At 65.2% G+C, this 24,939-nt stretch carries 25 protein-coding genes; 16 read left to right on the forward strand and 9 right to left on the reverse strand.

Annotation, left to right across the window (positions count from 1 at the left end; translation table 11 throughout):
• Window positions 1–12: 12 nt before the first annotated feature.
• Window positions 13–918, forward strand: a complete 906-nt coding sequence (gene argB, locus QYS36_RS08095) for an acetylglutamate kinase (protein WP_308838994.1) — start codon at window positions 13–15, stop codon at window positions 916–918.
• A gap of 739 nt (window positions 919–1,657) precedes the next feature.
• On the opposite strand, the gene QYS36_RS08100 is transcribed toward argB, so the two are convergent.
• Window positions 1,658–2,752 (reverse strand): TRAP transporter substrate-binding protein, encoded by a 1,095-nt coding sequence (locus QYS36_RS08100; protein ID WP_308838995.1) that lies wholly within the window; start codon window positions 2,750–2,752, stop codon window positions 1,658–1,660.
• A gap of 211 nt (window positions 2,753–2,963) precedes the next feature.
• On the opposite strand from QYS36_RS08100, the gene QYS36_RS08105 reads away from it, so the two are divergent.
• From QYS36_RS08105 to yihA, 4 genes are all read left to right on the forward strand, one after another.
• Window positions 2,964–3,509, forward strand: a complete 546-nt coding sequence (locus QYS36_RS08105; protein WP_308838996.1) for a TRAP transporter small permease subunit — start codon at window positions 2,964–2,966, stop codon at window positions 3,507–3,509.
• Window positions 3,502–4,878: a TRAP transporter large permease subunit gene (locus QYS36_RS08110; RefSeq protein WP_308838997.1), complete on the forward strand. Its 1,377-nt coding sequence runs from the start codon at window positions 3,502–3,504 to the stop codon at window positions 4,876–4,878. Before QYS36_RS08105 ends, QYS36_RS08110 begins: the two co-directional genes overlap by 8 nt.
• A 110-nt stretch (window positions 4,879–4,988) precedes the next feature.
• Window positions 4,989–5,885, forward strand: a complete 897-nt coding sequence (locus QYS36_RS08115) for a D-hexose-6-phosphate mutarotase (protein WP_308838998.1) — start codon at window positions 4,989–4,991, stop codon at window positions 5,883–5,885.
• Window positions 5,886–5,970: 85 nt separating this feature from the next.
• Complete coding sequence (gene yihA / locus QYS36_RS08120) at window positions 5,971–6,618, forward strand: ribosome biogenesis GTP-binding protein YihA/YsxC (protein ID WP_308838999.1); 648 nt, start codon at window positions 5,971–5,973, stop codon at window positions 6,616–6,618.
• Between the two features lie 457 nt (window positions 6,619–7,075).
• Here yihA and polA read toward each other — a convergent pair whose 3' ends face one another.
• Window positions 7,076–9,937, reverse strand: coding sequence for a DNA polymerase I (gene polA, locus QYS36_RS08125; protein ID WP_308839000.1), 2,862 nt, complete (start codon window positions 9,935–9,937; stop codon window positions 7,076–7,078).
• Window positions 9,938–10,012: 75 nt separating this feature from the next.
• On the opposite strand from polA, the gene QYS36_RS08130 reads away from it, so the two are divergent.
• The 3 genes from QYS36_RS08130 (at window position 10,013) to QYS36_RS08140 (ending at window position 12,100) form a co-directional block, all read left to right on the forward strand.
• The gene (locus tag QYS36_RS08130; protein WP_013793388.1) at window positions 10,013–10,297 is read left to right on the forward strand and encodes a DUF2782 domain-containing protein; all 285 of its coding nucleotides are present in this window, start codon (window positions 10,013–10,015) and stop codon (window positions 10,295–10,297) included.
• 12 nt (window positions 10,298–10,309) lie between these two features.
• A complete protein-coding gene (locus QYS36_RS08135; protein ID WP_308839001.1) occupies window positions 10,310–11,260 on the forward strand; it encodes a homoserine kinase in 951 nt (316 codons plus the stop codon).
• Window positions 11,261–11,440: 180 nt separating this feature from the next.
• Window positions 11,441–12,100, forward strand: coding sequence for a VTT domain-containing protein (locus QYS36_RS08140; RefSeq protein WP_308839002.1), 660 nt, complete (start codon window positions 11,441–11,443; stop codon window positions 12,098–12,100).
• Here the strand turns inward: QYS36_RS08140 and znuA are convergent.
• A complete protein-coding gene (gene znuA / locus QYS36_RS08145) occupies window positions 12,097–13,062 on the reverse strand; it encodes a zinc ABC transporter substrate-binding protein ZnuA (protein WP_308839003.1) in 966 nt (321 codons plus the stop codon). The two genes, QYS36_RS08140 and znuA, sit on opposite strands and share 4 nt — an antisense overlap.
• Window positions 13,063–13,215: 153 nt before the next feature.
• Here znuA and QYS36_RS08150 point away from each other — a divergent pair, with 153 nt between their 5' ends.
• From QYS36_RS08150 to QYS36_RS08180, 7 genes are all read left to right on the forward strand, one after another.
• Complete coding sequence (locus tag QYS36_RS08150) at window positions 13,216–13,716, forward strand: Fur family transcriptional regulator (RefSeq protein ID WP_230124343.1); 501 nt, start codon at window positions 13,216–13,218, stop codon at window positions 13,714–13,716.
• Window positions 13,713–14,516, forward strand: a complete 804-nt coding sequence (gene znuC / locus QYS36_RS08155) for a zinc ABC transporter ATP-binding protein ZnuC (RefSeq protein WP_230124344.1) — start codon at window positions 13,713–13,715, stop codon at window positions 14,514–14,516. Before QYS36_RS08150 ends, znuC begins: the two co-directional genes overlap by 4 nt.
• Window positions 14,509–15,297, forward strand: coding sequence for a zinc ABC transporter permease subunit ZnuB (znuB, locus tag QYS36_RS08160; protein ID WP_308839004.1), 789 nt, complete (start codon window positions 14,509–14,511; stop codon window positions 15,295–15,297). Before znuC ends, znuB begins: the two co-directional genes overlap by 8 nt.
• Window positions 15,298–15,382: 85 nt before the next feature.
• Entirely contained in the window at window positions 15,383–16,210 is an 828-nt protein-coding gene (locus QYS36_RS08165) for a hypothetical protein (protein ID WP_308839005.1), read from the forward strand.
• A gap of 141 nt (window positions 16,211–16,351) precedes the next feature.
• Entirely contained in the window at window positions 16,352–17,356 is a 1,005-nt protein-coding gene (locus QYS36_RS08170) for a methionine ABC transporter ATP-binding protein (protein WP_308839006.1), read from the forward strand.
• The gene (locus QYS36_RS08175) at window positions 17,356–18,021 is read left to right on the forward strand and encodes a methionine ABC transporter permease (protein WP_308839007.1); all 666 of its coding nucleotides are present in this window, start codon (window positions 17,356–17,358) and stop codon (window positions 18,019–18,021) included. The genes QYS36_RS08170 and QYS36_RS08175 overlap by 1 nt, the downstream gene beginning before the upstream one ends.
• Window positions 18,022–18,082: 61 nt before the next feature.
• A complete protein-coding gene (locus QYS36_RS08180) occupies window positions 18,083–18,859 on the forward strand; it encodes a MetQ/NlpA family ABC transporter substrate-binding protein (protein ID WP_308839008.1) in 777 nt (258 codons plus the stop codon).
• Window positions 18,860–18,940: 81 nt separating this feature from the next.
• On the opposite strand, the gene QYS36_RS08185 is transcribed toward QYS36_RS08180, so the two are convergent.
• Together QYS36_RS08185 and QYS36_RS08190 are read right to left on the reverse strand one after the other, a co-directional pair.
• Complete coding sequence (locus tag QYS36_RS08185) at window positions 18,941–19,372, reverse strand: GFA family protein (RefSeq protein ID WP_308839009.1); 432 nt, start codon at window positions 19,370–19,372, stop codon at window positions 18,941–18,943.
• A gap of 3 nt (window positions 19,373–19,375) precedes the next feature.
• A complete protein-coding gene (locus QYS36_RS08190) occupies window positions 19,376–20,266 on the reverse strand; it encodes a LysR substrate-binding domain-containing protein (RefSeq protein ID WP_308839010.1) in 891 nt (296 codons plus the stop codon).
• 96 nt (window positions 20,267–20,362) lie between these two features.
• On the opposite strand from QYS36_RS08190, the gene QYS36_RS08195 reads away from it, so the two are divergent.
• Window positions 20,363–20,788: a VOC family protein gene (locus QYS36_RS08195; RefSeq protein ID WP_308839011.1), complete on the forward strand. Its 426-nt coding sequence runs from the start codon at window positions 20,363–20,365 to the stop codon at window positions 20,786–20,788.
• A gap of 115 nt (window positions 20,789–20,903) precedes the next feature.
• On the opposite strand, the gene QYS36_RS08200 is transcribed toward QYS36_RS08195, so the two are convergent.
• The 4 genes from QYS36_RS08200 to QYS36_RS08215 all read right to left on the reverse strand — a co-directional run bounded on the left by QYS36_RS08200 (window position 20,904) and on the right by QYS36_RS08215 (window position 24,844).
• Window positions 20,904–21,431 carry a transposase gene (locus tag QYS36_RS08200; RefSeq protein ID WP_308839012.1) on the reverse strand — a complete coding sequence of 176 codons (528 nt, stop codon included), beginning with the start codon at window positions 21,429–21,431 and terminating at the stop codon, window positions 20,904–20,906.
• 123 nt (window positions 21,432–21,554) lie between these two features.
• The gene (locus tag QYS36_RS08205) at window positions 21,555–22,187 is read right to left on the reverse strand and encodes an SCO family protein (protein WP_308839013.1); all 633 of its coding nucleotides are present in this window, start codon (window positions 22,185–22,187) and stop codon (window positions 21,555–21,557) included.
• A gap of 195 nt (window positions 22,188–22,382) precedes the next feature.
• Complete coding sequence (locus QYS36_RS08210) at window positions 22,383–23,912, reverse strand: SulP family inorganic anion transporter (protein ID WP_111462819.1); 1,530 nt, start codon at window positions 23,910–23,912, stop codon at window positions 22,383–22,385.
• Between the two features lie 200 nt (window positions 23,913–24,112).
• A complete protein-coding gene (locus tag QYS36_RS08215; RefSeq protein WP_111462820.1) occupies window positions 24,113–24,844 on the reverse strand; it encodes a carbonic anhydrase in 732 nt (243 codons plus the stop codon).
• Window positions 24,845–24,939: the final 95 nt, after the last annotated feature.

Genomic DNA, 24,939 nt, shown 5'->3' on the forward strand with positions numbered 1-24,939 from the left:
CTGGAGCCCCGCATGACCCTAGAGCGTGAAGCCGCCACCAACGTCGCCAAGGTGCTGTCCGAAGCACTGCCGTACATCCGTCGCTTCGTTGGCAAGACCCTGGTGATCAAGTACGGCGGCAACGCCATGGAAAGTGATGACCTCAAGGAAGGCTTCGCGCGCGACATCGTGCTGATGAAGGCAGTGGGCATCAACCCGGTGGTGGTTCACGGCGGCGGCCCGCAGATCGGCGATCTGCTCAAACGCCTCTCCATCGAAAGCCACTTCATCGATGGCATGCGCGTTACCGACGCCGCCACCATGGACGTGGTGGAAATGGTGCTCGGCGGCCTGGTCAACAAGGACATCGTCAACCTGATCAACCGCCATGGCGGCAGCGCCATCGGCCTGACCGGCAAGGATGCCGAACTGATCCGCGCCCGCAAGCTCACCGTCAGCCGGCAGACGCCGGAAATGACCCAGCCGGAAATCATCGACATCGGCCATGTCGGTGAAGTCACCGGGGTCAATACCGACCTGCTCAACATGCTGGCCAAGGGCGACTTCATTCCGGTCATCGCGCCAATCGGCGTGGGCCCGCAAGGCGAGTCCTACAACATCAACGCCGACCTGGTGGCCGGCAAGGTGGCCGAGGCGCTGAAAGCCGAGAAGCTCATGCTGCTGACCAACATCGCCGGCCTGATGGACAAGCAGGGCGAAGTACTCACCGGCCTGAGCACCGAGCAGGTCAACGAGCTGATCGCCGACGGCACCATCTACGGCGGCATGCTGCCGAAGATCAAATGCGCGCTGGAAGCGGTACAGGGTGGCGTGACCAGCTCGCACATCATCGATGGTCGCGTGCCGAATGCGGTGCTGCTGGAGATCTTCACCGATATCGGTAACGGCACCATGATCAGCAACCGCAAGCGCCCCTGATCACGGCTCGTGAAACGAAAACGCCGGCCTTGTAGCCGGCGTTTTCGTTTGTACGCGCAATCCATCGGGTGATGGGCGGCGTATTGCCCATGGTGGGTTACGGCGCCCGTTAAACGCGAGCGCTTCAAACAACCAACAGGCGCCTCCACCCACCCTACGAAACTGCGCGCGGCATGCAACAGCACGTAGGGTGGACGACGCTTCACCCGTCCACCGCTCCGCAATCGCCGCGGTGGATGAAAAGAGCGTCATCCACCCTACGTGCTGATCGGCCGCTTTGGCTTTTTGGTATTTTTCATGCCACGAAATTAACAGGCGACACCAATTCGCCCCTTCAGAAGGCCGAGCGGAATCGTTGTGGAGAGGGTTGAGCGACATGGATGCCGCGAGAGCCGCGATGGGCCAGGGACGGCCCTTCGTGGGGGGCCGCCTAGGCCGGGCCCTCGGAGCAATGATGGAGCGAGGGAACCCCAGCGAAGCTGGGGCCGGATGTCGGGGCTAGACCTTTTGGTTTCTTTTGGCGGGGCCGGCCATCCGGGCAATGCCAAAAGAAACCCGCTCGACAGAGCGGAACGGGAGGTACGAGCAACGCGATAACTCTGGCAAACCAAAGCATGTAGGGTGGACGACGCTTCACCCGTCCACCGCTCCGCAATCGCCGCGGTGGATGAAAAGAGCGTCATCCACCCTACGTGCCCACAAGGTCGCTGGATATGCGCTTTTGCCTTCCATCAGCCCATCAACGAATCGCGTAGATATCCTTCTCGTTGGCCTCGGCGTATTCGTACAGGCGCGCCAGGTAGGCTTTCTGCTGCTCCCAGACCTTTTGCGCGGCCGGGTCGGCGGCAGCGGTGGCATCGACTACCCCGGCGGACACTTCCTTGAGCTTGGCGAGCACTTCATCCGGCAGGCGGCGCACGTCCACGCCCTCCTTCTTCAATTGCTCCATGGCCGCCATGTTCTTGGCGTTGTAGTCATCGAGCATGTCGGCGTTGACGTCACGGGCCGCGGCGCGAACGATGGCCTGCAGGTCGGCCGGCAGGGTTTCCCAGGCCTTGATGTTGATATCCAGCTCGAAGGTGACGTTCGGCTCCTGCCAACCCGGCGTGTAGTAGTACTTGGCCGCCTTGTGCAGGCCCAGCGCCTGGTCGTTGTAGGGGCCGATCCATTCGGTGGCGTCGATGGCGCCAGTCTGCAGCGCCGTGAAGATCTCGCCAGCCGGCATGTTGACCACGGTGCCGCCGACCTTGGTCAGCACTTCGCCGCCCAGGCCCGGGGTGCGCATCTTCAGGCCCTTGAGGTCGTCGACCGAGTTGATTTCCTTGTTGAACCAGCCAGCGGTCTGCACGCCGGTGGCACCGCAGGCCATCGGCAATACGCCATAGGGCTTGTAGACCTCCTCCCAGAGCTGGATGCCGCCACCGTAGTGCAGCCAGGCGTTCATTTCCTGGGCGTTGGGGCCGAACGGCAGGGCGCAGAAGAACTGCGCAGCCGGTACCTTGCCCTTCCAGTAGTAAGGTGCGCCGTGGCCCATCTCCGCGGTACCGCGCGATACCGCATCGAACACCTCCAGCGCCGGTACCAGTTCACCGGCGGCATAGACCTTGATCTTCAGGCGACCGCTGCTCATCTGCTCGACCAGCCTGGCGAAGCGCTCGGCACCGACGCCCACCCCCGGGAAGTTCTTCGGCCAGGAGGTGACCATTTTCCAGGCGAAGGTCTTGGCCTCGGCGGCCGGCTTGGCGGCATCGGCGCCGGCCTCCTCCTTGCACCCGACCAATGCCCCGGCGGCGATGCCGACGCCTGCAGCAGCCAGTATTTGGCGACGTTTCATAGGTAGCTCCTTTTGTTGTTGTAATAATTGTTGCCAGCTGGTGATCGGCGATCACGGCCTGGCGATACGCGCAAATGTGCCTACATTAGAGGCAAGCTGCCATCAGGTATAGCAAAGCTGACTAAAGTCGTATGGCGATTGCTGTTTTACCAGCGAACTGCCTAGAATCAGCCGCTTTTGCCGACACTTCCGATAACTATAAGGACGCCCCATGTCCAACTCGCCTTCGCTTCCCCTGGGCCTGGCCAAAACCATCGACGCGATCAACGGCGCCCTTGGCAAGACCTGCGCCTGGCTGACCCTGTTCCTGGTGCTGGGCACCACCATCGTCGTGATCTTGCGCTACGGCTTCGGCATCGGCGCGACCGCCCTGCAGGAAGCGGTGCTCTACGGCCATGCCCTGGTGTTCATGGGCGCTGCCGCCTGGACCCTGCAGCGCAACGCCCATGTGCGGGTAGACATCTTCTACCAGCAATTCAGCGGCCGGCGTCAGGCATTTGTCGAGATTCTCGGCAACCTGCTGTTCCTGCTGCCGCTGTGTCTGTTCCTCGGCTGGGCGAGCTGGGACTACGTCGCCAACGCTTGGGCGACCCACGAAGGCTCCAGCGAATCGGGCGGGCTGAAATTCGTTTACCTGCAGAAGAGCATCATCCTGCTGCTGGTGGTCAGTCTCACGCTGCAGGGCATCTCCAACCTGATCAAGGCGTTCTACGTGATCAGCGGGCGTCTGCCGGTTGCGGAGGTGAAACATGGCTGAGTTGATGGCGATTCTGCTGTTCGCCAGCATCTGCCTGGCGCTGATGGCGGGCTACCCGGTGGCCTTCACCCTGGGCGGCGTGTCCCTGCTGTTCGCCGGTATCGGCGTGCTCACCGGCACCTTCGATGCCGGCTACCTGAGCGCCCTGCCCAACCGCCTGTTCGGCATCATGAACAACCAGACCATGCTGGCGGTGCCGCTGTTCGTGTTCATGGGGGTGATGCTGGAGCGCTCGCGGGTCGCCGAAGACCTGCTCGAATCCATGTCGCGGCTGTTCGGCACCCTGCGTGGCGGCCTGGCGATTTCCGTGTGCGTGGTCGGCGCCCTGCTCGCCGCCAGCACCGGTATCGTCGGCGCCACGGTAGTGACCATGGGCCTGCTGGCGCTGCCGACCATGCTGCGCCGCGGTTACGACCCGGCGATCTCCACCGGCACCCTGGCAGCGACCGGCACCCTGGGGCAGATCATCCCGCCGTCGATCGTGCTGGTGCTGCTCGGCGACGTGATGTCCAGCGCCTATCAGCAAGCCCAGCTGAAAATGGGCATCTTCTCGCCGAAGACCGTTTCGGTGGGCGACCTGTTCGTCGGTGCGCTGTTGCCAGGCCTGCTGTTGGTCGGCCTGTACATCCTGTACATCATCGGCGTGGCGATCCTGCAGCCCAAGAAGCTGCCGGCACTGTCCAAGGAAGAACTCGGTGACGTCGAGTGGGGCAAGCTGCTGAAGGCCCTGGTGCCGCCGCTGATCCTGATCGGCGCGGTACTCGGCTCGATTCTCGCCGGCTACGCAACGCCCACCGAAGCGGCCGCGCTCGGCGCCGTCGGCGCAATGTTGCTGGCGCTGACCAAGAACAAGCTGAATTTCACTCAGCTGCGGGACGTCGCTTACGGCACCACCGAAATCAGCGCCATGGTGTTCATGATCCTGATCGGCGCCTCGCTGTTCTCCCTGGTGTTCCGCGGTTTCGGCGGTGAAGTGCTGATCGAGGACGTGTTCGCCCAACTGCCGGGTGGCGTGCTTGGCGCCTTCTTCCTGGTGATGCTGGTGATCTTCCTGCTCGGGTTCATTCTCGACTTCATCGAAATCACCTTCGTGGTGGTGCCGATCGTCGGGCCGGTGCTGCTGGCCATGGGCCTGGATCCGGTCTGGCTGGGCGTGATGATCGCGCTGAACCTGCAGACCTCCTTCCTGACCCCGCCCTTTGGTTTCGCGCTGTTCTACCTGCGCGGCGTGACCCCGCCGAGCATCCCGACCAGCACCATCTACAAGGGCGTGGTGCCATTCATTCTGATTCAGCTGCTGTTGCTGGTCATCGCCTACATTTTCCCGGGTCTGATCACCTGGCTGCCGACCCAGGTCTACGGCCCGTAACCGACCTGGCCCTTGAAAACGCCCGTTCCGACGGGCGTTTTTCATGGTGAGCGCGAACCTCGCCGCCGCGGCGTGACCCAACAGCCAATCTCTACAGGAGCAGCACGTCCATGAGCACCACCAACGAACGCATCCAGCTGGGCGACCTGGTCTGCTGGCGCATCCAGCATGCCGGCGCCGAGCTGTTGGTCAGCGAACAAGGCGCGCAGATCCTGCGCTACCAGCCGGCCAAGGGCGAGCCACTGATCTGGCTCAGCGACGCGGCAGCCTATGAACGCGGCAAAAGCGTGCGCGGCGGCGTGCCGGTGTGCTGGCCCTGGTTCGGCGACCTGCAGCGCAACCCGGAGGCCATCCGCGCCGCGTACACGCGCCCTGAACAGGCTCCGGCCCACGGCCTGGTGCGCGACCGCGACTGGCAACTGATCGGCCTGAACACCGAAGAAGACGGCGTGACCCTGTCGTTCGCCTTCGACAGCGCCGCCCAGCCGATCGCCGAATGGCCCCATGCCGCCGAGCTGCAGCTCGACATCCACCTTGGCGAGCGCCTGAAACTCAGCCTCACCACCCGCAACCTGGGCGACGGCGAACTGCCGATCAGCCAGGCACTGCACAGCTACTTCGCGGTCAGCGATATCCGCAAGGTACAGATCGAAGGCCTGGACGCCTGCCGCTACGTCGACACCCTGCAGGACTGGAAGAAAGTCCGCCAGAAAGGCGCGGTGACCTTCAGCGGTGAAACCGACCGCATCTACCTCGATACGCCGCAACAGCTGAGCATCGTCGACCCGGGCTGGAAGCGGCGCATCGTCATGCGCAGCGAAGGCTCGGCCTCGGCGGTGGTGTGGAACCCGTGGATCGCCAAGGCCAAGCGCCTCTCGCAATTTGCCGACGACGCCTGGCAGGGCATGCTCTGCATCGAGCACGCCAACGTGCTGGAGGATTCGCTGATCCTCGCCCCCGGGGCCGAATACCGCCTCGACGTGACGCTGTGGGCGCAGGCACTTTGAGGTGACGGGCAGTCAGGCTGCGCGGGCCAGCACGCCGCCAGCCTGATAGACTGCCGCGATGCACGCCCCATCACCGGATACCCCGATGCACGCAAAGAACCCTGCAATCGGCTTGTGTCAGCAAGCCACCTTTCTGATCAGCGCCGCCAAGGTCGACCAGTGCCCGGACGACCAGGGCTATGAAGTCGCCTTCGCCGGCCGCTCCAACGCCGGCAAATCCAGCGCGCTGAACACCCTGACCCACGCCAGCCTGGCGCGCACCTCGAAAACCCCGGGGCGTACCCAGTTGCTCAACTTCTTCCGCCTGGATGACGAGCGCCGCCTGGTCGACCTGCCCGGTTACGGCTACGCCAAGGTGCCGATCCCGCTCAAGCTGCACTGGCAGAAACACCTCGAGGCCTACCTGGGCAGCCGCGAGAGCCTGCGCGGGCTGATGCTGATGATGGACATCCGCCACCCGCTGACCGAGTTCGACCGCATGATGCTCGACTGGTCCGGCGCCAGCGGCATGCCCATGCACATCCTGCTGACCAAGGCCGACAAGCTGGCCTTCGGCGCGGCCAAGACCACCTTGCTCAAGGTGCAGCAGGAGATCCGCAAGGGGTGGGGCGATCACGTCAGCATCCAGCTGTTCTCGGCGCCCAAGCGCATTGGCGTGGAGGACGCGCAAACCGTGCTGGGCCACTGGCTGGGCCTGATCGGCGAAGAAGACGACGACCAAGCCGAAGACTGATGCGCTTGTAGTAGCCCGTGGTCGAGCGTAGCGACACCCGGGAGTAGCCACATGCTCTTCCTGGGTATCGCTGCGCTCAACGCCAGGCTACATCTTGAAACGCCCCGCAAACGCGGGGCGTTTTGCGTTGCGCTCTGGCGAGGAGCGGCTAGGCTCCAGGGAGGAATGGGTGAACCAGGGCTGCCGGCACTTTTCTGCAGGCAAAAAAAACCCCGAACTTCGTATGGGGAGGGAGAAGATCGGGGTTTAAGGGTCTGAACCGCTAGGGCGGGGCTCAGATGTCTGCCAACACTTAACACAACAAAGGAGCATCGAAGGGCTTTATGGGCCATTCGTAAACTCTGACCGGGCGTTCAGAAGTAAAGTTCAGCCGCCCTTAGATTCCTTTGTTTGGTCTTAATAACCATTAAGACCGCCTGGTACTAACTGATAACGGGACGCAGCACGCCCCGATCCATCAGTGGGCTTCATCCCAGTTGTTGCCGACACCAACCTCGACCAGCAGCGGTACATCGAGCTTCACGGTCTCGCCCATCAGCGGACGAATCTGTGCACTGACCTGCTCGACCAGGTCCTCACGCACCTCCAGCACCAGTTCGTCGTGCACCTGCAGGATCACCCGGGCGTCCAGCCCCGAGTCGGTCAGCCACTGGTCCACGGCGACCATGGCTTTCTTGATGATGTCCGCTGCGGTGCCCTGCATCGGCGCGTTGATCGCCGTGCGCTCGGCACCGGCGCGCTCCTGGGGGCGGCTGGAGTTGATCGCCGGCAGGTACAGGCGCCGGCCGAACAGGGTTTCCACGTAGCCCTGCTCCGCCGCCTGGCGCCGGGTACGGTCCATGTACTCGCGCACGCCGGGGTAACGGGCGAAGTAGGTTTCGATATAGGCCTTGGCGGTTTTGCTGTCGACGCCGATGTCCTTGCCCAGCTTCTGCGCGCCCATGCCGTAGATCAGCCCGAAGTTGATGGCCTTGGCGCTGCGTCGCTGGTCATTGCTGACCTGATCGAGCTCGACCTTGAACACTTCCGCGGCAGTCGCGGTGTGCACGTCGAGGTTATCGCGAAAGGCGTTCATCAGCCCTTCGTCGCGCGACAGATGGGCCATGATGCGCAGCTCGATCTGCGAATAGTCCGCGGCCACCAGCTTGTAGCCCTTCGGCGCCACGAACGCCTGGCGAATGCGCCGGCCCTCGGCACTGCGGATCGGGATGTTCTGCAGGTTCGGGTCACTGGACGACAGCCGCCCGGTGGACGCCACGGCCTGTTGATAACTGGTGTGGATGCGCCCGGTGCGCGGGTTGATCTGCTCCGGCAGGCGATCGGTGTAGGTGCTCTTGAGCTTGCTCAGGCTGCGGTACTGCATCAGCACCTTGGGCAGCTCGTAATCCTGCTCGGCCAGCTCGGCGAGTACCGCTTCGGCGGTCGAGGCCTGGCCCTTGGCGGTCTTGCTGAGAATCGGCAAACCGAGCTTTTCATAGAGAATGGCGCCGAGCTGCTTGGGCGAGCCGAGGTTGAATTCCTCCCCCGCCACGTCGAACGCCTGGCGCTCCAGGGCCACCAGCTTCTCGCCCAGTTCCTGGCTGTGCTCGCCGAGCAGCTTGGCGTCGACCAGCGCGCCATTGCGCTCGATGCGCGCCAGCACCGGCACCAGGGGAATCTCGATGTCGCGCAGCACGCTGGCCACGCTTGGCACCTGTTGCAGGCGGCTCCACAGGTTCTGGTGCAGGCGCAGGGTCACGTCGGCATCTTCGGCGGCGTACGGGCCGGCCTGCTCCAGGGCGATCTGGTCGAAGGTCAGCTGCTTGGCGCCCTTGCCGGCGATGTCCTCGAAACGGATGGTGCTGTGGCCCAGGTACTTGAGCGACAGGCTGTCCATGTCGTGGCGGGTGGCGGTGGAATCCAGCACGTAGGATTCGAGCATGGTGTCGAAGGCCACGCCCTGCACGTTGATCGGCGTGGTGGCATTGGCCAGTACGTTGATGTCGTACTTGGCGTGCTGGCCGACCTTGGCCTTGGCCGGGTCTTCGAGAATCGGCTTGAGCGCGCGCAGCACGGCATCGCGATCGAGCTGCTGCGGCACGCCCATGTAGCTGTGGGCGACCGGCACGTACACTGCCTCGCCGGCCTTGACCGCGAACGACAGACCGACCAGCTGCGCCTGCTGGGCGTCGACGCTGGTGGTTTCGGTGTCGAAGGCGATCAGCTCGGCCTGCTTCAGGTCCTCCAGCAAGGTATCGAACTCGCCCTGTTCGAGAATCGTGCGGTACTCGCCGGCAACCATCGGCGCCTGATCATCGGTCGCTGCCTGCTGTACGTCGGCGGCGGCTTCGACTGCCGGCACCTCTCCCGCAGCCTCGCCTGGCGCGCCACTAAAGAGGTCGCCGGCCGGCGGCGCGAGTTCGGACTTCGCGGCCGCCTTGGCCTTGGGCGCAGCGCCCTTGGTCTGGCGCAGCAGCTCGTCCAGCCAGCCCTTGAACTCCAGATTCTCGTAGAGCGGGCGCAGCACCTCGATATCCGGCTCGCCGGGCATCAGTTGCGAGCAGTTCAGGTCCAGCGGCACGTCCAGCTTGATGGTCGCCAGCTGGTAGGAGAGGTAGGCCATCTCGCGGTGTTCCTCGAGTTTGGCCGGCAAGGTCTTGGCGCCGCGAATCGGCAGGCCCGGCACCTTGTCGAGGTTGGCGTAGATCACGTCGAGGCCGCCGCCAATACCGACCAGCAGGCCCAGGGCGGTCTTCTCGCCAACCCCGGGCACGCCGGGAATGTTGTCGATCTTGTCGCCCATCAGCGCCAGGTAATCGATGATCAGCTCCGGGCCGACACCGAACTTCTCCTTCACCCCTTCGATGTCGTAGACGCTGCCGGTCATGGTGTTGACCAGGGTGACGTGCTTGCACACCAGCTGCGCCATGTCCTTGTCGCCGGTGGAGATCACCACGTCGCGGCCCTCGGCGGCGCTCTGCCGGGCCAGGGTGCCGATCACGTCATCGGCTTCCACGCCCTCCACGCACAACAGCGGCAGGCCCAGGCCACGCACGCTGGCGTGCAGCGGCTCGACCTGCAGGCGCAGCTCGTCGGGCATTGGCGGGCGGTTGGCCTTGTAGTCGGCGAACAGCTCGTCGCGAAAGGTCCCGCCCTTGGCGTCGAAGACCACCGCAAAGGGGCTGTCCGGGTACTGCCGACGCAGGCTGCGCAGCATGTTCAGCACACCCTTCACCGCTCCGGTAGGCAGGCCTTTGGAGTTGGTCAGGGGCGGCAGGGCGTGAAAGGCGCGGTACAGATAAGAGGAACCGTCGACCAGGACGAGGGGAGCTTGGCTCATGAGGGCAATCAACCTTTTCGGCGGGCGTGGCGCTAGAATACAAGGCACCGTTGATATCAAAGGGACAAGGTTACCATGGGACCATTCAATCGCTTGATCCTGCTTGCCGTGCTGGCAGCCGTGCCGTTCGCCGCGCAGGCCAGTGATGCGCCCTCGGCGGAGCCCGACGTAACCATCCGCCAGGACGGCGACCGCACCGTGGAGGAGTACCGGGTCAATGGCTTCCTCTACGCCATCAAGGTCACCCCCAAGGGTGGCAAACCCTATTTCCTGGTACGGGCCGACGGCAGCGACGGCAATTTCGTGCGTTCCGATTCGCCGGATATGTTGATTCCGGCCTGGGAAATCTTCAGCTGGTAAGGCAGTCAATTCATGTCGGTGTTCACCCCGCTGCAACGTCCGCAACTGGAAACCTTTCTCGCGCCTTACGGGCTCGGCCGCCTGCTCGACTTTCAGGGCATCGAGGCCGGCAGCGAGAACAGCAATTTCTTCGTCAGCCTGGAACAGGGCGAGTTCGTGCTCACCCTGATCGAACGCGGGCCGAGCGAGGATCTGCCGTTCTTCATCGAGCTGCTCGATGTTCTCCACGAGGCCGGGCTGCCGGTTCCGTATGCCTTGCGCACCGACAACCACGAAGCGCTGCGCAGCCTGGCCGGCAAGCCGGCGCTGCTGCAGCCGCGGCTGGGCGGCAAGCACGTGCGCGACGTCAACGCCCAGCATTGCCATGAAGTGGGCGAGCTGCTGGCGCGCATTCACCTGGCGACCCGCGACCACCCGCTGCAGCGCAAGAGCGACCGCGGCCTGGAGTGGATGCTGCGCGAGGGCAAGGTGCTGGCAACCCATCAGGCCGCAGACGCCACCGCGCTGCTCGAAGATGCGCTGGCAGAAATCGCCGCGCTGCAGGAGCAGGTGCGCAAACTGCCGCGCGCCAACCTGCACGCCGACCTGTTCCGCGACAACTGCATGTTCGAAGGCACCCACCTGAGCGGGGTGATCGACTTCTACAACGCCTGCTCGGGGCCGATGCTCTATGACCTGGCGATCACCGTGAACGACTGGTGCTCGGACCAAGCAGGCCGCCTGGATGAAGGCCGCGCTCGTGCCTTGCTGGGCGCCTATGCCGCGCTGCGCCCGTTCACTGCCGCAGAAGCGCAACTCTGGCCAGCCATGCTGCGCATCGCCTGCGTGCGTTTCTGGCTGTCACGCCTGATCGCCGCCGAGGCCTTTGCCGGGCAGGATGTGCTGATCCACGATCCGGGTGAGTTCCAGCGCCGCCTGGCGGCACGCCAGCAGGTCAGCCTGGCGCTGCCGTTCGCCCTGTAGGCGGACGCAAGATGTGACGTAATGGTGGCGCCTTGCCCAGGCGCCGCTCTTGTTCCCGGCAAACCCCTGCGCCTATGCTGCGGCTCTCAATCGCCTGCCGCCGGGGTCGCGCATCGCGCCCGCGGCAGGCCGTCATCATCGGCTCGTCCAAGGCGAGCCAGCTGCACGACAAGGGCCACCATGCGATCACCCCAGCACCCTCGGCGCTCGACGCCTGTCACCTGGGCCCGGCGTGCCCTCGGCGCGCTCGCCTTGCTGGTGCTCGCCGTGCTGATCTGGAATGCCTGGGATCATCAGGCGTTCATCGCCTGGCGCGAAGAGGCCGGGGTGGTGCCGTTCTTTCTGGCCATGGGGCTGCTGCCTGCGCTGGGCGTGCCGATCACCCCGTTCTTCATCGTCGCCGGAGCGACCTTCGGTACCGCCGTGGGGCTTGCCGGCAGCGCCGTCGCCCTGTCGGCCAACCTGCTGCTCTGCTACTGGATCGCCCGCAGCGGCCTGCGCCCCTGGCTCGCCCGGCTGCTGGCGCGCACGCGCTATGAGATTCCCGATTTCGAAAAGGACGATGGCGCGCTGCGTTTCGCCCTGCTGGTCAAACTGGCCCCAGGTGTGCCGATCTTCATCAAGCATTACCTGCTGGGCATGGCCGGCGTGCCGTTCTGGATCTACTTCGGGGTCTCGGGGTTGATCACCGGGATCTACGCCGTTGGCTTCGTGGTGCTCGGCGAGTCGCTGCTCGAACATGACCTGGGCAATGGCGCCATAGCGCTCGCCGTGCTGGCTGCGGCGGGCCTGGCGATCTACCTGTGGCGCCGACGCATGGCGGCCCGGCAAGCGGCCTAGAGCTTGCCGAGGCAGCCGCTGAAGCCATCGGCCAGGGTCTGCAGCATGGCCTGGTAACCGCCGGCATCGATGGGCGCGGCGCTGCCCATGGCGTCCAGCTCGGCCAGCGTCGCCGGTAGCCCCGCGGTCAGCGTTTCGGCCAGGCGCGGGCGCAGCGGCGGCTCACTGAACACGCAGCTCGGCCCCACTTCCTGCAAGCGCTCGCGCATGGCCGCCACATGCCGGGCGCCCGGCTGCACTTCGCTGGCAACGCTGAACACGCCGACATGCTTGAGGCCATAGGCGGCTTCGAAATAATCGAAGGCTTCGTGGAACACGAAATACGGCTTGTCTGCCAGCGGCGCGAGCTGTGCCCGCAGGCGCGGCTCCAGGGCATCCAGGCGCTTGCCGAACGACGCCAGGTTGGCCTGGTAACGCGCCGCGTTGGCCGGGTCGGCCTTGGCCAGATCCGCCGCCATGCGTGCCGCGATCACCCGGGCATTGGCCGACGACAGCCACAGGTGGGCGTCCAGGCTGCCGGGGCGATGGTCATGGTCGTGCTCATCCGGCGCTGCCTGGGCCTGTTCAGCCTCATGGCCATCGTGATCATGATCGTGATCGTGGCCATGCTGCTCGCCGAAGTGCCGCAATGTCATGCCCGGCAGGCTCTGCACGGCCACGCTGGGTTTCTCGCGGGTGGCCAGCACGCGGGGCATGAAGCCCTCCATGTCCGGGCCGATCCAGTACAGCAGATCCACCTCCTGCACCCGGCGCATGTCGGACGGGCGCAGCGCGTAATGGTGCGGCGACGCGCCCGCTGGCAGCAGCACCTCTGGCTCGCCCACGCCGTCCTGCACGGCAGCGGCGATCAGTTGCAGGGGCTTGATGCTGGTCAGCACACGCACCTCGGCCTGGGCGGTGCCGGCAGCGAACAACAGGAAGGAGAACAGCAACGTAAACGGGGAGAGCAGGCGCGGCAACATAGGCAGGAGCGTCGATCAGAAGCGAATGGAAGTAATACAATAACATCTCTTTCTGCCTCGCGTCGAAGCGCGCCGACCGGCAGGCGGGCCGATACGTGGCGCCGGGCGGTCAATGCGTAATAGAATAACGTCCTACGTTTCGAGGCCCACGCCATGTACAAACCCGCCAGCGTCGTGCCGCCACTGGCATCGCGCCCCCACGATCACTCCCACTGCGTCAGCCATGCGCTGGCCGAAGCCGAGGCCATCTGCGCCCGCCAGGGCCTGCGCCTGACCGCCCTGCGCAAGCGGGTGCTGGAGTTGGTCTGGGCCAGCCACAAACCGCTGGGCGCCTACGACATCCTTGCCGTGCTCAGCGAGGAAGACGGCCGCCGCGCCGCGCCACCCACGGTCTACCGCGCGCTGGATTTCCTGCTGGAAAACGGCCTGGTGCACCGCATCGCCTCGCTGAACGCCTTCGTCGGCTGCAGCCACCCGGCCCACGCCCACCAGAGCCAGTTCCTGATCTGCCGTAGCTGCAGCGCTGCCGTGGAGCTGGAGCAGACCGCCATCAGCGACGCCATCGTGCGCGGCGCCAAGGGCGTCGGCTTCGTGGTGGAAAGCCAGACCGTCGAAGTCGTCGGCCTGTGCGCAGGCTGCCAGGGCAGCCAATGAGCGACGCGCTGATTCGCCTCGAAGGCGTGACCGTGGGTTTCAGCGGGCAGACCGTGCTGGACAAGGTCGCGCTGACCATCAACCCCGGCGAGATCGTCACCCTGATCGGCCCCAACGGCGCCGGCAAGACCACCCTGGTGCGCGCCGTGCTCGGCCTGCTCAGCGCGGACAGCGGCACGGTGTGGCGCAAGCCCAAGCTGCGCATCGGCTATATGCCGCAGAAGCTGCACGTCGACCCGACCCTGCCGCTCAGCGTGCTGCGCTTCCTGCGCCTGGTGCCGGGCGTGGATCGCGCCCGCGCCCAGGCCGCGCTGGCCGAAGTGGGCGCCAGCCAGGTGCTCGACAGCCCGCTGCAGGGGATTTCCGGTGGCGAGCTGCAGCGCGTGTTGCTGGCCCGTGCGCTGCTGCGTGAACCGCAGTTGCTGGTGCTCGACGAGCCGGTGCAGGGCGTCGACGTGGCCGGCCAGGCCGAGCTGTACCGGCTGATCACCCGCCTGCGCGACCGCCACGGCTGCGGCGTGCTGATGGTTTCCCATGACCTGCACCTGGTGATGAGCACCACCGACCAGGTGGTGTGCCTGAACCGTCACGTGTGCTGCTCGGGGCATCCGGAGCAGGTCAGCTTCGACCCGGCCTTCGTCGAGCTGTTCGGCCGCGATGCCCAGAGCCTGGCCGTCTATCACCACCACCATGACCACGAACACGACCTCACTGGCGGCGTGGTCAGCGACAAACCGGGCCTGACCATTCATGGCCAGGTGCGCCCCCACGTACATGGAGACGGCTGCAAGCATGGCTGATTTTCTGCTCAACGCCCTGCTCGCCGGCCTGGCCCTGGCCCTGGTCGCCGGCCCCCTGGGCTCCTTCGTGGTGTGGCGGCGCATGGCCTATTTCGGCGACACCCTGTCCCACGCCGCCCTGCTCGGGGTGGCGCTGGGCCTGATGCTGGACGTCAACCCGACCTTCGCGGTGACCGTCGGCTGCGTGCTGCTGGCGATCCTGCTGGTCACCCTGCAGACCCGCCAGCCCCTGGCCAGCGACACCCTGCTCGGCATCCTCGCCCACAGCACCCTGTCGCTGGGCCTGGTGGTGCTGAGCTTCATGCGCGACGTGCGCATCGACCTGATGGGCTACCTGTTTGGCGACCTGCTCGCTGTCAGCCCCACGGACCTCGCCTGGATCCTCGCCGGCAGCGCCCTGGTGCTGGTGCTGCTGGCGCTGATGTGGCGGCCGCTGCTGGCGATCACCGTGCACGAGGAACTGGCCCGGGTCGAAGGCCTGCCGGTGGCGGCGATCCGCCTGGGCCTGATGCTGCTGATCGCCATCGTCATCGCCGTGGCCATGAAGATCGTCGGCGTGCTGCTGATCACCTCGCTGCTGATCATTCCCGCCGCCGCCGCCCAGCGCCATGCCCGTACGCCGGAGCAAATGGCTTTTGGCGCCAGCCTGTTGGGAATCGTCGCGGTGTGCTGCGGTCTGAGCCTGTCGTGGTTCAAGGACACCCCGGCCGGGCCGTCGATCGTGGTGTCGGCAGCCAGCCTGTTCCTGCTGAGCTTTCTGCTGCCACGCCGCAAGGCCTGACGCAGCCGCCGTGATGGCACATTTGGTGGCCCGCCGGCCGCCGTGTAGAATTGCGTATTTTTTGCACAAACCGAGACCCGCAGCCATGACATCGTTCCCTTTACGCTGCGCTGCCCTGGCCGTGCTGGCCCTGCTGACCGCTGGCTGCCAGAGCCAGCAGGCAGCCGAGCCGGCGCCAGCCCCGGCTGCAGCAGCGACGGCGCCGGGCGCCCAGGAGCAGTTCGACGCGTACCTGGCCGCCGGCCAATTGGCCGAGGCCGAGGCCCAGCTTCAGGTCCTCAAGGCCGATAACCAGCCCGCTGCACTGTTGCAGGCCCGGCGCCAGCTCTCCGAAGCCTACCTGCAGGCAGGCCAGAAGGCCCTGGAAGCTGGCGACCTGGACAAGGCCGCCAAATCCCTGGCCCACGCGCGCACCCTGATGCCCAAGGCGCCGGCCCTGACCACCGGGCTGGACGGCGCCATCGGCAAGGCCCGCCAAGCCGAACTCAGCGCCGTCGAGCAGGCCCGTCAGGCCGGTGAGCAGGCCCAGGCAGCACGCCAGGAACAACTGCGCCTGCTGCGCCAGGCGGCCGAAGCCCAAGCCGCTGCCAGCCGCGCGGCCGATGGCGCGCCGGCGCAGGTGCCGGCACAACTGATCGACCCGGCGGCCAAGCGCAGCGACGTCAGCCTGGCGATGCTCGACAGCCGCGACGAGGCGGCGCTGTTCGAGCGCCTCGATGCGGTGGCCGCGGATATCGTGGCCTTCGACCGCAGCGTACATATCCAGGTGCGCAGCGCCGAGGATCTGCGGCGTGTCTCGGCCTTGCTCGAAGCGCGGGTGATGAAGCTCGACCCGACCTTCAAACTGGCCCTCAGCCATGCCGTCAAACCGGTTCAGGTGCCGCGCCTGGTGCTGCGCCCCCGGGGCCAGTGAGGTTCCGAATCAGGCTGCAGTCATAGCTTTTTAGATATAAACATAGGCCTACAAAGATTTTTGAGGTCTAACCAGCGCCGGGTAGACTGGCCATCCATTCATGCCTATCCGGCACAACGAAGAACCCAAAAGGTTTAACGCGTGATCGACTTTCATCAGGTTCACAAGGCGTACCGCGTCAGTGGCCGCGATATCCCCGCCCTGCAACCCTGCGACCTGCATATCGAACGTGGCGAAGTGTTCGGCATCATCGGCCACTCCGGCGCCGGCAAGAGCACCCTGCTGCGCCTGATCAACCGCCTCGAGGAGCCCTCCGGCGGGCGCATCGACATCGATGGCGTGGACGTTACCGCCCTCGGCGCCGACGGCCTGCGCAAGTTCCGCCAGCAAGTGGGCATGATCTTCCAGCACTTCAACCTGCTGTCCTCCAAGACCGTCGCCGCCAACGTCGGCATGCCGCTGAAACTGGCGGGCGTAGCGGCCCGGGAAATCGATCAGCGCGTCGCCGCGCTGCTCGAGCGCGTCGGCCTTCAGGAGCACGCCAACAAGTACCCGGCGCAACTCTCCGGCGGCCAGAAACAGCGCGTCGGCATTGCCCGCGCCCTGGCGACCCGGCCGAAGATTCTGCTCTGCGACGAGGCGACCAGCGCCCTCGACCCGCAAACCACCGCTTCGGTGCTGCAGCTGCTGGCCGAGATCAACCGCGAGCTGGGCCTGACCATCGTGCTGATCACCCATGAGATGGACGTGATCCGCCGGGTCTGCGACCGCGTGGCGGTCATGGATGCCGGGGTGATCGTCGAACAGGGGCCGGTCGCCGAGGTGTTCCTGCACCCGCAACACGCCACCACCAAGCGTTTCGTGCAGGAAGCCGAGCATGTCGACGAGAACGACCAGCGCGACGACTTCGCCCATGTGCAGGGGCGCATCCTGCGCCTGACCTTTATCGGCGAATCCACCTACTCGCCGGTTCTCGGCCAGGTCGCCCGGGAAACCGGCATCGACTACAGCATCCTCGCCGGGCGCATCGACCGCATCAAGGACACGCCCTACGGCCAGCTGACCCTGGCGCTGACCGGCGGCGACATCGACGCCGCCCTGGCCCGCTTCGAAGCGGCTGACGTGCACCTGGAGGTCCTGCGCTGATGGAAACCTTACTGCCCAACGTCGACTGGCTGGAAATCTGGCAGGCCAGCCTCGATACCCTGAACATGCTCGGCGGCTCGATGCTGTTCACCGTGCTGTTCGGCCTGCCCCTCGGCGTGCTGCTGTTTCTCACCGGCCCGCGGCAGATGTTCGAACAGAAGGGTCTCTACGCGGTGATCTCGCTGGTGGTCAACGTGCTGCGCTCGGTGCCCTTCGTGATCCTGTTGATCCTGCTGATCCCGGTCACGGTGCTGATCACCGGCACCTCCCTGGGCGTCGCCGGGGCCATCCCGCCGCTGGTGGTGGGTGCCACGCCATTCTTCGCGCGCCTGGTGGAAACCGCCCTGCGCGAGGTCGACCGCGGCATCATCGAGGCGACCCAGGCGATGGGCGCCAGCACCCGGCAGATCATCTTCAACGCCCTGCTGCCCGAGGCGCTGCCGGGTATCCTGGCGGCCATCACGGTCACCGCCATTACCCTGGTTTCGTACACCGCGATGAGCGGCCTGATCGGCGGCGGCGGCCTGGGTGACCTGGCGGTGCGTTACGGCTACCAGCGTTACCAGCCGGACGTGATGTTCGTCACCGTGGCGCTGTTGGTGGTGCTCGTACAGATTCTGCAAACCATCGGCGATCGCCTGGTGGTGCATTTTTCTCGTAAATAAAACAGCTGGAAGGGCCGGCGGCAACCTGCCGCCACGCCGCCTCATTTCAAGGAGTCACACCATGAAAAAACTGCTCACTGCCCTGGCTGTCGTCGCAGCCTTCTCCAGCGCCGCCCAGGCCGAAACCCTGCGCGTCGCCGCCTCGGCCGTCCCGCACGCGGAAATCCTCGAGTTCGTCAAACCGGCCCTGGCCAAGGAAGGCGTGGAGCTGGACGTAAAGGTCTTCACCGACTACGTGCAGCCCAACGTACAGGTCGCCGAGAAGCGCCTGGACGCCAACTTCTTCCAGCACCAGCCGTACCTGGACGAGTTCAACAAGAGCCGTGGCACCAGCCTGGTCAGCGTCGCTGGCGTGCACGTCGAACCGTTCGGCGCCTACTCCAGCAAGATCAAGGACCTGAAGGATCTGCCGCAAGGCGCCAACGTGGTGATCCCCAACGACGCCACCAACGGCGGCCGCGCCCTGCTGCTGCTGCAGAAAGCCGGCGTGATCACCCTCAAGGATCCGAGCAACATCCTCTCCACCCCGAAGGACATCGCCGAGAACCCCAAGGCCATCAAGGTGCGTGAACTGGAAGCCGCGACCCTGCCGCGCGTGCTGACCCAGGTCGACCTGGCGCTGATCAACACCAACTACGCCCTGGAAGCCAAGCTGAACCCCACCGAGGACGCCCTGGCCATCGAAGGCAGCGACTCGCCGTACGTCAACATCCTGGTGACCCGTGAAGACAACAAGGACAGCCCGGCCGTGCAGAAGCTGGTCAAGGCGCTGCACAGCGACGAGGTGAAAGCCTTCATCCTGGAGAAATACAAAGGCGCGGTGGTTCCGGCGTTCTGATTGCCGTACTACCCCCTGCTGCAACCGATGCCGCGAAGCCTTCACGCTACGCGGCATTTTCATTTCTGCGCCCCGGGGCGCTCACTCGGAGCGGATAAACCGCAGCACGCCGGCCTGCCGCGATGCGCCGCCGCTGGGGTCATCCTTGGGGTGGGCGATGCCATCGCTGACCGGCACTTCGGCGAAATCGAACGGGCTGATGCCTTCGAGGCAGGCGGCGTTGACGCCGTACTGATCCGGGTTGGAGCGGCGTTGATGGTGGGTGTAGATACCGCAGCGCGAGCAGAAGAAGTGCTGGGCGCTCATGGTATTGAAGCGATAGACCGTCAGCAGGTCTTCACCTTGCAGGATACGGAAGTCGGCCAGCTCGGCCGAAACCGCCACCGCACCGCGCATGCGGCAATAAGAGCAGTTGCAGCGCCGTGCGCTGTGCAGGCCATCGCTGAGCGTCACCTGAAAGCGCACCCCGCCACAGTGGCAGGCACCACTGATCTCGCCGATATCCTTGTTCATCGGTCACACCTCCGCTCGACTGAAAACTTCATCATAGGTGGGTTCGGCCAGGCATTGCAGCAGCCAGTCCAGGGCGGGCTGGCGCTGGGCGCGGCGCAGAATCGCCACCAGCTCGCGGTGGAAGGTCAGCTCGCCCAGTTCCAGCACGCGCAGCGTCTGTGGCCGCTGGCACCACAGGCCGGCGCGGGGGATCAGCGACACGCCCAGGCCGCACTCGACCATGCGCACGATGGCTTCCAGTTCATCCAGTTCCAGCGCCTCGCGGGGCGTCAGCCGTTGTTCACGCAGGAAGCGCTCGACCTGGCGGCCGCCGAAGGAACGCCGGTCATAGCGCACGAAGGGCTGTTCGCGCAGCAGCTGCAGCGGGTCGTCTCCGGGTAGGCCGGGGGGCGCGATCAGTACGAAGGGTTCACGCACCAGCGCCACCTGCAGCAGCTCCTTGGGCAGCTCGAAGGGCGGGCGGATCAGCACGGCCAGGTCCAGTTCACCGGCATCCACCTGGCCGAGCAGATCGAGGGAAACCCCGGGCACCAGCTTCAATTCCACCCGCGCGGCCTGGGTACGAAAACGCACCAGGGCTTCGGGCAACAGCCCGGTCTGCACGCTGGCGATGGCGCCGATCTTCAGTTCGCCCTGCCATTCTTCGAGCGCAGTCGGCAGCGCCATCTGCGCGTACAGGCCCAGCATCTGCTCGGCCAGCGGCAAGGCGTGGCGCCCGCCTGCGCTGAGTACGGCGCTGCGCCCGCTGCGGTCGAACAGGCGCACGCCGAGGTTTTGCTCGAGCACGCGCATCTGCGCGCTGACCGCCGACTGGGTGAGGCCCACCCGCAGCCCGGCAGCAGCGAAGGTACCGTAGCGAGCCACAGCGACGAAGGTCTTCAGTTCACGGAGCATTGATCAATTTCTTTTGAGCTGGACGGCAAGAATATTCGCTTTTAATCAAAATTCTTGCATCTAGAATCCACCGATACCGACCTGAGGAGCGCTCACATGGCACTGTCCCCGTTTCACCTGGCCATCCCCGTCCATGACCTGGCCGCCGCCCGGCATTTCTATGGCGAGGTGTTCGGCTGCGCCGAAGGCCGCAGCAGCGATCACTGGGTGGACTTCGACTTCTTCGGCCACCAACTGGTGATCCACGAAGCGCCGAAGATGCCGCACCAGGAGTCGGCCATCAGCAACCCGGTGGATGGCCATGACGTGCCGGTGCCCCACTTCGGGGTGATTCTCGACTGGCCAACCTGGGAAGCCCTGGCCCAGCGCCTGCAGGCACGCGAAACGGCGTTCGTGATCGAGCCCTACATCCGCTTCAAGGGCCAGGTCGGCGAGCAGGCCACCATGTTCCTCCTCGACCCCTGCGGCAACGCATTGGAGTTCAAGGCGTTCAAGGACATGAGCCAGCTGTTCGCCAAATAGGTTGGGAGTCGACGGGTTGCACCTACGCGGCCCGCCCCATCCTACGGATCTGCGCGGACCCGTAGGATGGGTGAAACCCATCAATGCAACCCGCGGTAAGCAGTATCCCCCGCAATTACTCCCCCGCCGGCATCTCCACCTCCGCGGCCCATCCCCAATCTTGCGGATACACGCCACGCTGCACATACGCGTGAAACGAAGAGTGCGGCCAGTCGCAGGCTCGATCCACCAACCCATGCTTGACCGGGTTGTGATGGATGTAGTCCATATGCCGCCGCCAGTCCTCCTCATCCCGGATGGCGTGTTCCCAGAAGCGACGCTGCCAGACGCCACGTTCACCTTTCTCGATCTGGCTTTGGCGCAAATCCGCAGGGAGCGGAATCTGTCGGGAGAATTCACCCTTGATCCGTCGCAGCCGATTGGAGAAATCGCTGTCGCCTTCGGGTAAGCGCATCAGCAGGTGGCAGTGCTCGGGCAGCACCACCCAGGCCTGTAGCGCGAAAGGCGCGCGTTGCTGCTCCTGGTGGATGCTCTGGCGCAGCGCGTCGATATGGGAGACCAGCCAGTCCTGGCGGCGATCGGCGAGAATCAAAGTGAAGAAGTAGAGGCCGCCTGGGCGGTAGTGGCGGCGATAATCGGTCATCAACGTTCCCTTCCTTGGACGTTTTGGGTGCAGTGATGGAGCTGATGGGTTTCACCCATCCTACGAGTGGATACATTAACGTAGGATGGGTCGGGCCGCGTAGGTGCAACCCATCAATCGCTATCAATCAGTCTTGCTGATCAGCCCCGGTAGCTGCGCCGCCAGCTTGTCGATATTGATCGGCGCGCGGATAAAGCCGCGCTGGGTGCCGTCCGGGCCGATGATGGCCAGGTTGCCGCTGTGGTCGACGGTGTAGTTTTCCTTGCTGGTATCGGCCGGAATGTAGGGAATGCTCACCGCGTTGGAGAGTGCCTGGATGGTGTCCGGCTCGCCGGTCAGGCCCATGAAGCCAGCGTTGAAGTAGCCCAGGTACTTCTTCATCTGCTCCGGCGTGTCGCGGGCCGGGTCGACGCTCACCAGCACGATGCGCAGGTTGTTCCACGCCTGCTCCGGGATCTGCGTGCGCAGTTGGCGCAGCTGCGCCAGGGTCGCAGGGCAGATGTCCGGGCAGAAGGTGTAGCCGAAGAACAGCAGGCTCCACTGATCCTTGAGCTGGCCGGTGGAGAAGGTCTGGCCGTCCTGGTCGAGGAAATCCAGGGCGGGAACCTGGCGCTGCTGGGGCAGCATGACGATGCCGGCGTCGAGCAGCGCCGCGGCGTCGTTGGACTTGCCGCGCAGTGCCTGGCTGGCGATCAGGCCGAGCGCCAGGGCAACGGCAGCGATAAGGGCGAATACGATGAGGTGCTTGCGAGTCATGGCGGCCACGCTGGTCAGGGTGAAGGGTATCGCCCTGGATGACCCGACGCCCCGGCTTCGCGGGGAAGCTGTGCCTGGGGGCGGCACAGGGATCGGCCATCTGGCGATGCGCAGCGGGAAAAGGTACCAGATACGCAGCGCCAGGTGGCCGTTTACGCCTGCGGCGGGCTGTCACGCGCCGACCGCAGGCCTGCCTCAGGCCGTCGCGCGGCGCATGCTCAGCGCACGGCCCTCGAGCCGGCGGGTCAGGCCATGGCGTTCGATCAGCAGCGCACCACCTTGCTGCTCGGCGGCGCGGCCCCAGTCGTCGAGCAGCTCCATGCAGGCATGGTCGACATAGCTGAGGTTGTCGAGCGGCACATGCAGGCGGGTGGTCGGCGCAATGCCTTCCAGCACGCTGGCCAGGTGCGGCACCTTGAGGAAGGTCGCCGAGCCGGTCAGGCGCAGCTCCGCTTCGTCGGGGCCGATCTCGCTGAGGCTGACCTTCAGGCGCGAGGCCTTGCCGGCCAGCTTGACCAGGGTCAGGGCGAAACCGATCAGTACGCCGGTCAGCAGGTCGACGGCGACGATGCCCAGGGCGGTAGCCGCGTAGATGAACACCGGGGCGCGGCCATAGCGGCCCAGGCTGCGGATGGCCTTGATGTCGACCAGCTTGAAGCCGGTGTAGACCAGCACGCCACCCAGGCAGGCGACCGGGATGCTCTGCAGCACAGCCGGCAGCAGCATGACGAAGGCCAGCAGCCAGGCACCGTGGAAGATGGTCGACAGGCGGGTGCGGGCGCCGGCCTGGACGTTGGCCGAGCTGCGCACGATCACCCCGGTCATCGGCAGCGCACCGAGCACGCCACAGAGCATGTTGCCGATACCCTGGGCGGACAGCTCACGATCCAGGTTGGAGCGCGGGCCGTTGTGCATGCGATCCACCGCCGCAGCGGACAGCAGGGTTTCGGCGCTGGCGATAAAGGCCACCACCACCGCCGCCAGGATGATCTGCGGGTTGGCCAGGTTGAACAGATCCGCCGGTTGTATCCAGTCGATGGCATCGCTCAGGTTTGCCGGTACCTCGACCCGCGCCACACCCAGGCCCAGCCACAGGCTGATCAGGGTCATCAGCGTCACGCCGATCAGCGCGCCGGGCAGAAAGCGCAGGCCCTGGGGGCGCAGCTTGTCCCACAGGAACATGCAGCTGATGGTGCCGAAACCCAGCAACGCCGCGGCCAGGGCACTACCGCCACCGAGGCCGGGGATGGCCCGGCGCAGGGTGTCGGGGAACGCCAGCAGGTTGTCCAGGCCGGACGCCTGGGGCTTGACGTCGAACATCACGTGAAACTGCGAAAGCACGATGAGGATGCCGATACCGGCGAGCATGCCGTACACCACCGCCGGTGCGGTGACGCGGAACCAGCAGCCCAGGCGCAGGCGCCCGGCAACCAGTTGCAGCAGGCCGGCGAGCAGCAGGATCGGCCCGAGCATGGCGATGCCATGGGTGCGTACCAGTTCGAACACCAGTACCGCCAGGCCGGCAGCCGGGCCGCTGACCTGCAAGGGCGAGCCGGCCAGCCAGCCGACCACCAGGCCACCGATGATACCGGTGATCAGGCCCTTGGCCGGCGGCATGCCGGAAGCGATGGCGATACCCATGCACAGTGGCAGGGCGACGAGAAATACCACGATGGATGCCAATGCATCCCGGGGTAGAGCGGCTTTGAATGAAGCGAGGGTCATGGTGCGGTCTCCTGCAGATCCAGCGCACGAAAAGTCATGACGATGAGCGGGGGCTCACCATCAGCAGGTGTAAGGCAGTCAAAACCCAAGAGGCTTGTTGCAGGGCAAGCCAGCAACAAGCCCGAAAACGGCTGTCGATTGTGGGCGGTTGATCCGCGGGTCGATTCATGGCCACCGGGTGACGTCCTGTCGTAAGTGTTTTACGAGGCCAGGTAACGGGCTCGTGGGCTGGCACTGGGGGTGGTTTCGCCATCGAGGGGCAGGAACTCGCCACGCTCGGCGTCGTACGCCTTGATGGTGCAGTTCTCGATGTCGTAGACCCAGCCATGAATGAACAGCTGACCGCTGGCCAGGCGTGCCGCCACGGAGGGATGGGTGCGCAGGTGATCGAGCTGGGCGACCACGTTCTCTTCGGTCAATACGCCCAGGGTGGAGTGATCGGCGCAGCCACAGTTATCGGCCACCACGGTCTTGGCCACTTCGGCGTGGCGCAGCCAGGCCTTGACCGTCGGCATGCGCTCGATGCTCTGTGGGTTGAGCACCGCCTTCATGGCGCCACAGTCGGAGTGGCCACAGATGATGATGTGCTGCACGCCCAGGCCCATCACCGCATATTCGATGGCGGTGGAAACGCCGCCGTTCATCTGGCCATAGGGCGGCACCACGTTGCCGACGTTACGGGTCACGAACAGCGAGCCGGGGTCACTCTGGGTGATCAATTCGGGAACGATGCGCGAATCCGCGCAGGTGATGAACATGGCCTGCGGGCTTTGCTGACGGGCCAGTTTGCTGAACAGCTCGCGCTGCTCGGGGAAGACATCGTTGCGAAAACGCTGAAAGCCATCAAGCAGGGTCTGCAGGGCCTCGTCTGCACGCTGCTTGCCGGCTGCGGTGGGTGTGGCGGATCGAATGGAACGGATGCGCTCGCTCATGGTGCCTCCTGGTTTTCAGTCGTGATATTGACTTGCCATCTAGTGGCAGTTTGCTTCGTGACTATATGGTCACATCGCAGACGAACTTAACCATA

Source organism: Pseudomonas sp. G34 (assembly GCF_031119625.1).
Taxonomy (GTDB): Bacteria; Pseudomonadota; Gammaproteobacteria; order Pseudomonadales; family Pseudomonadaceae; genus Aquipseudomonas.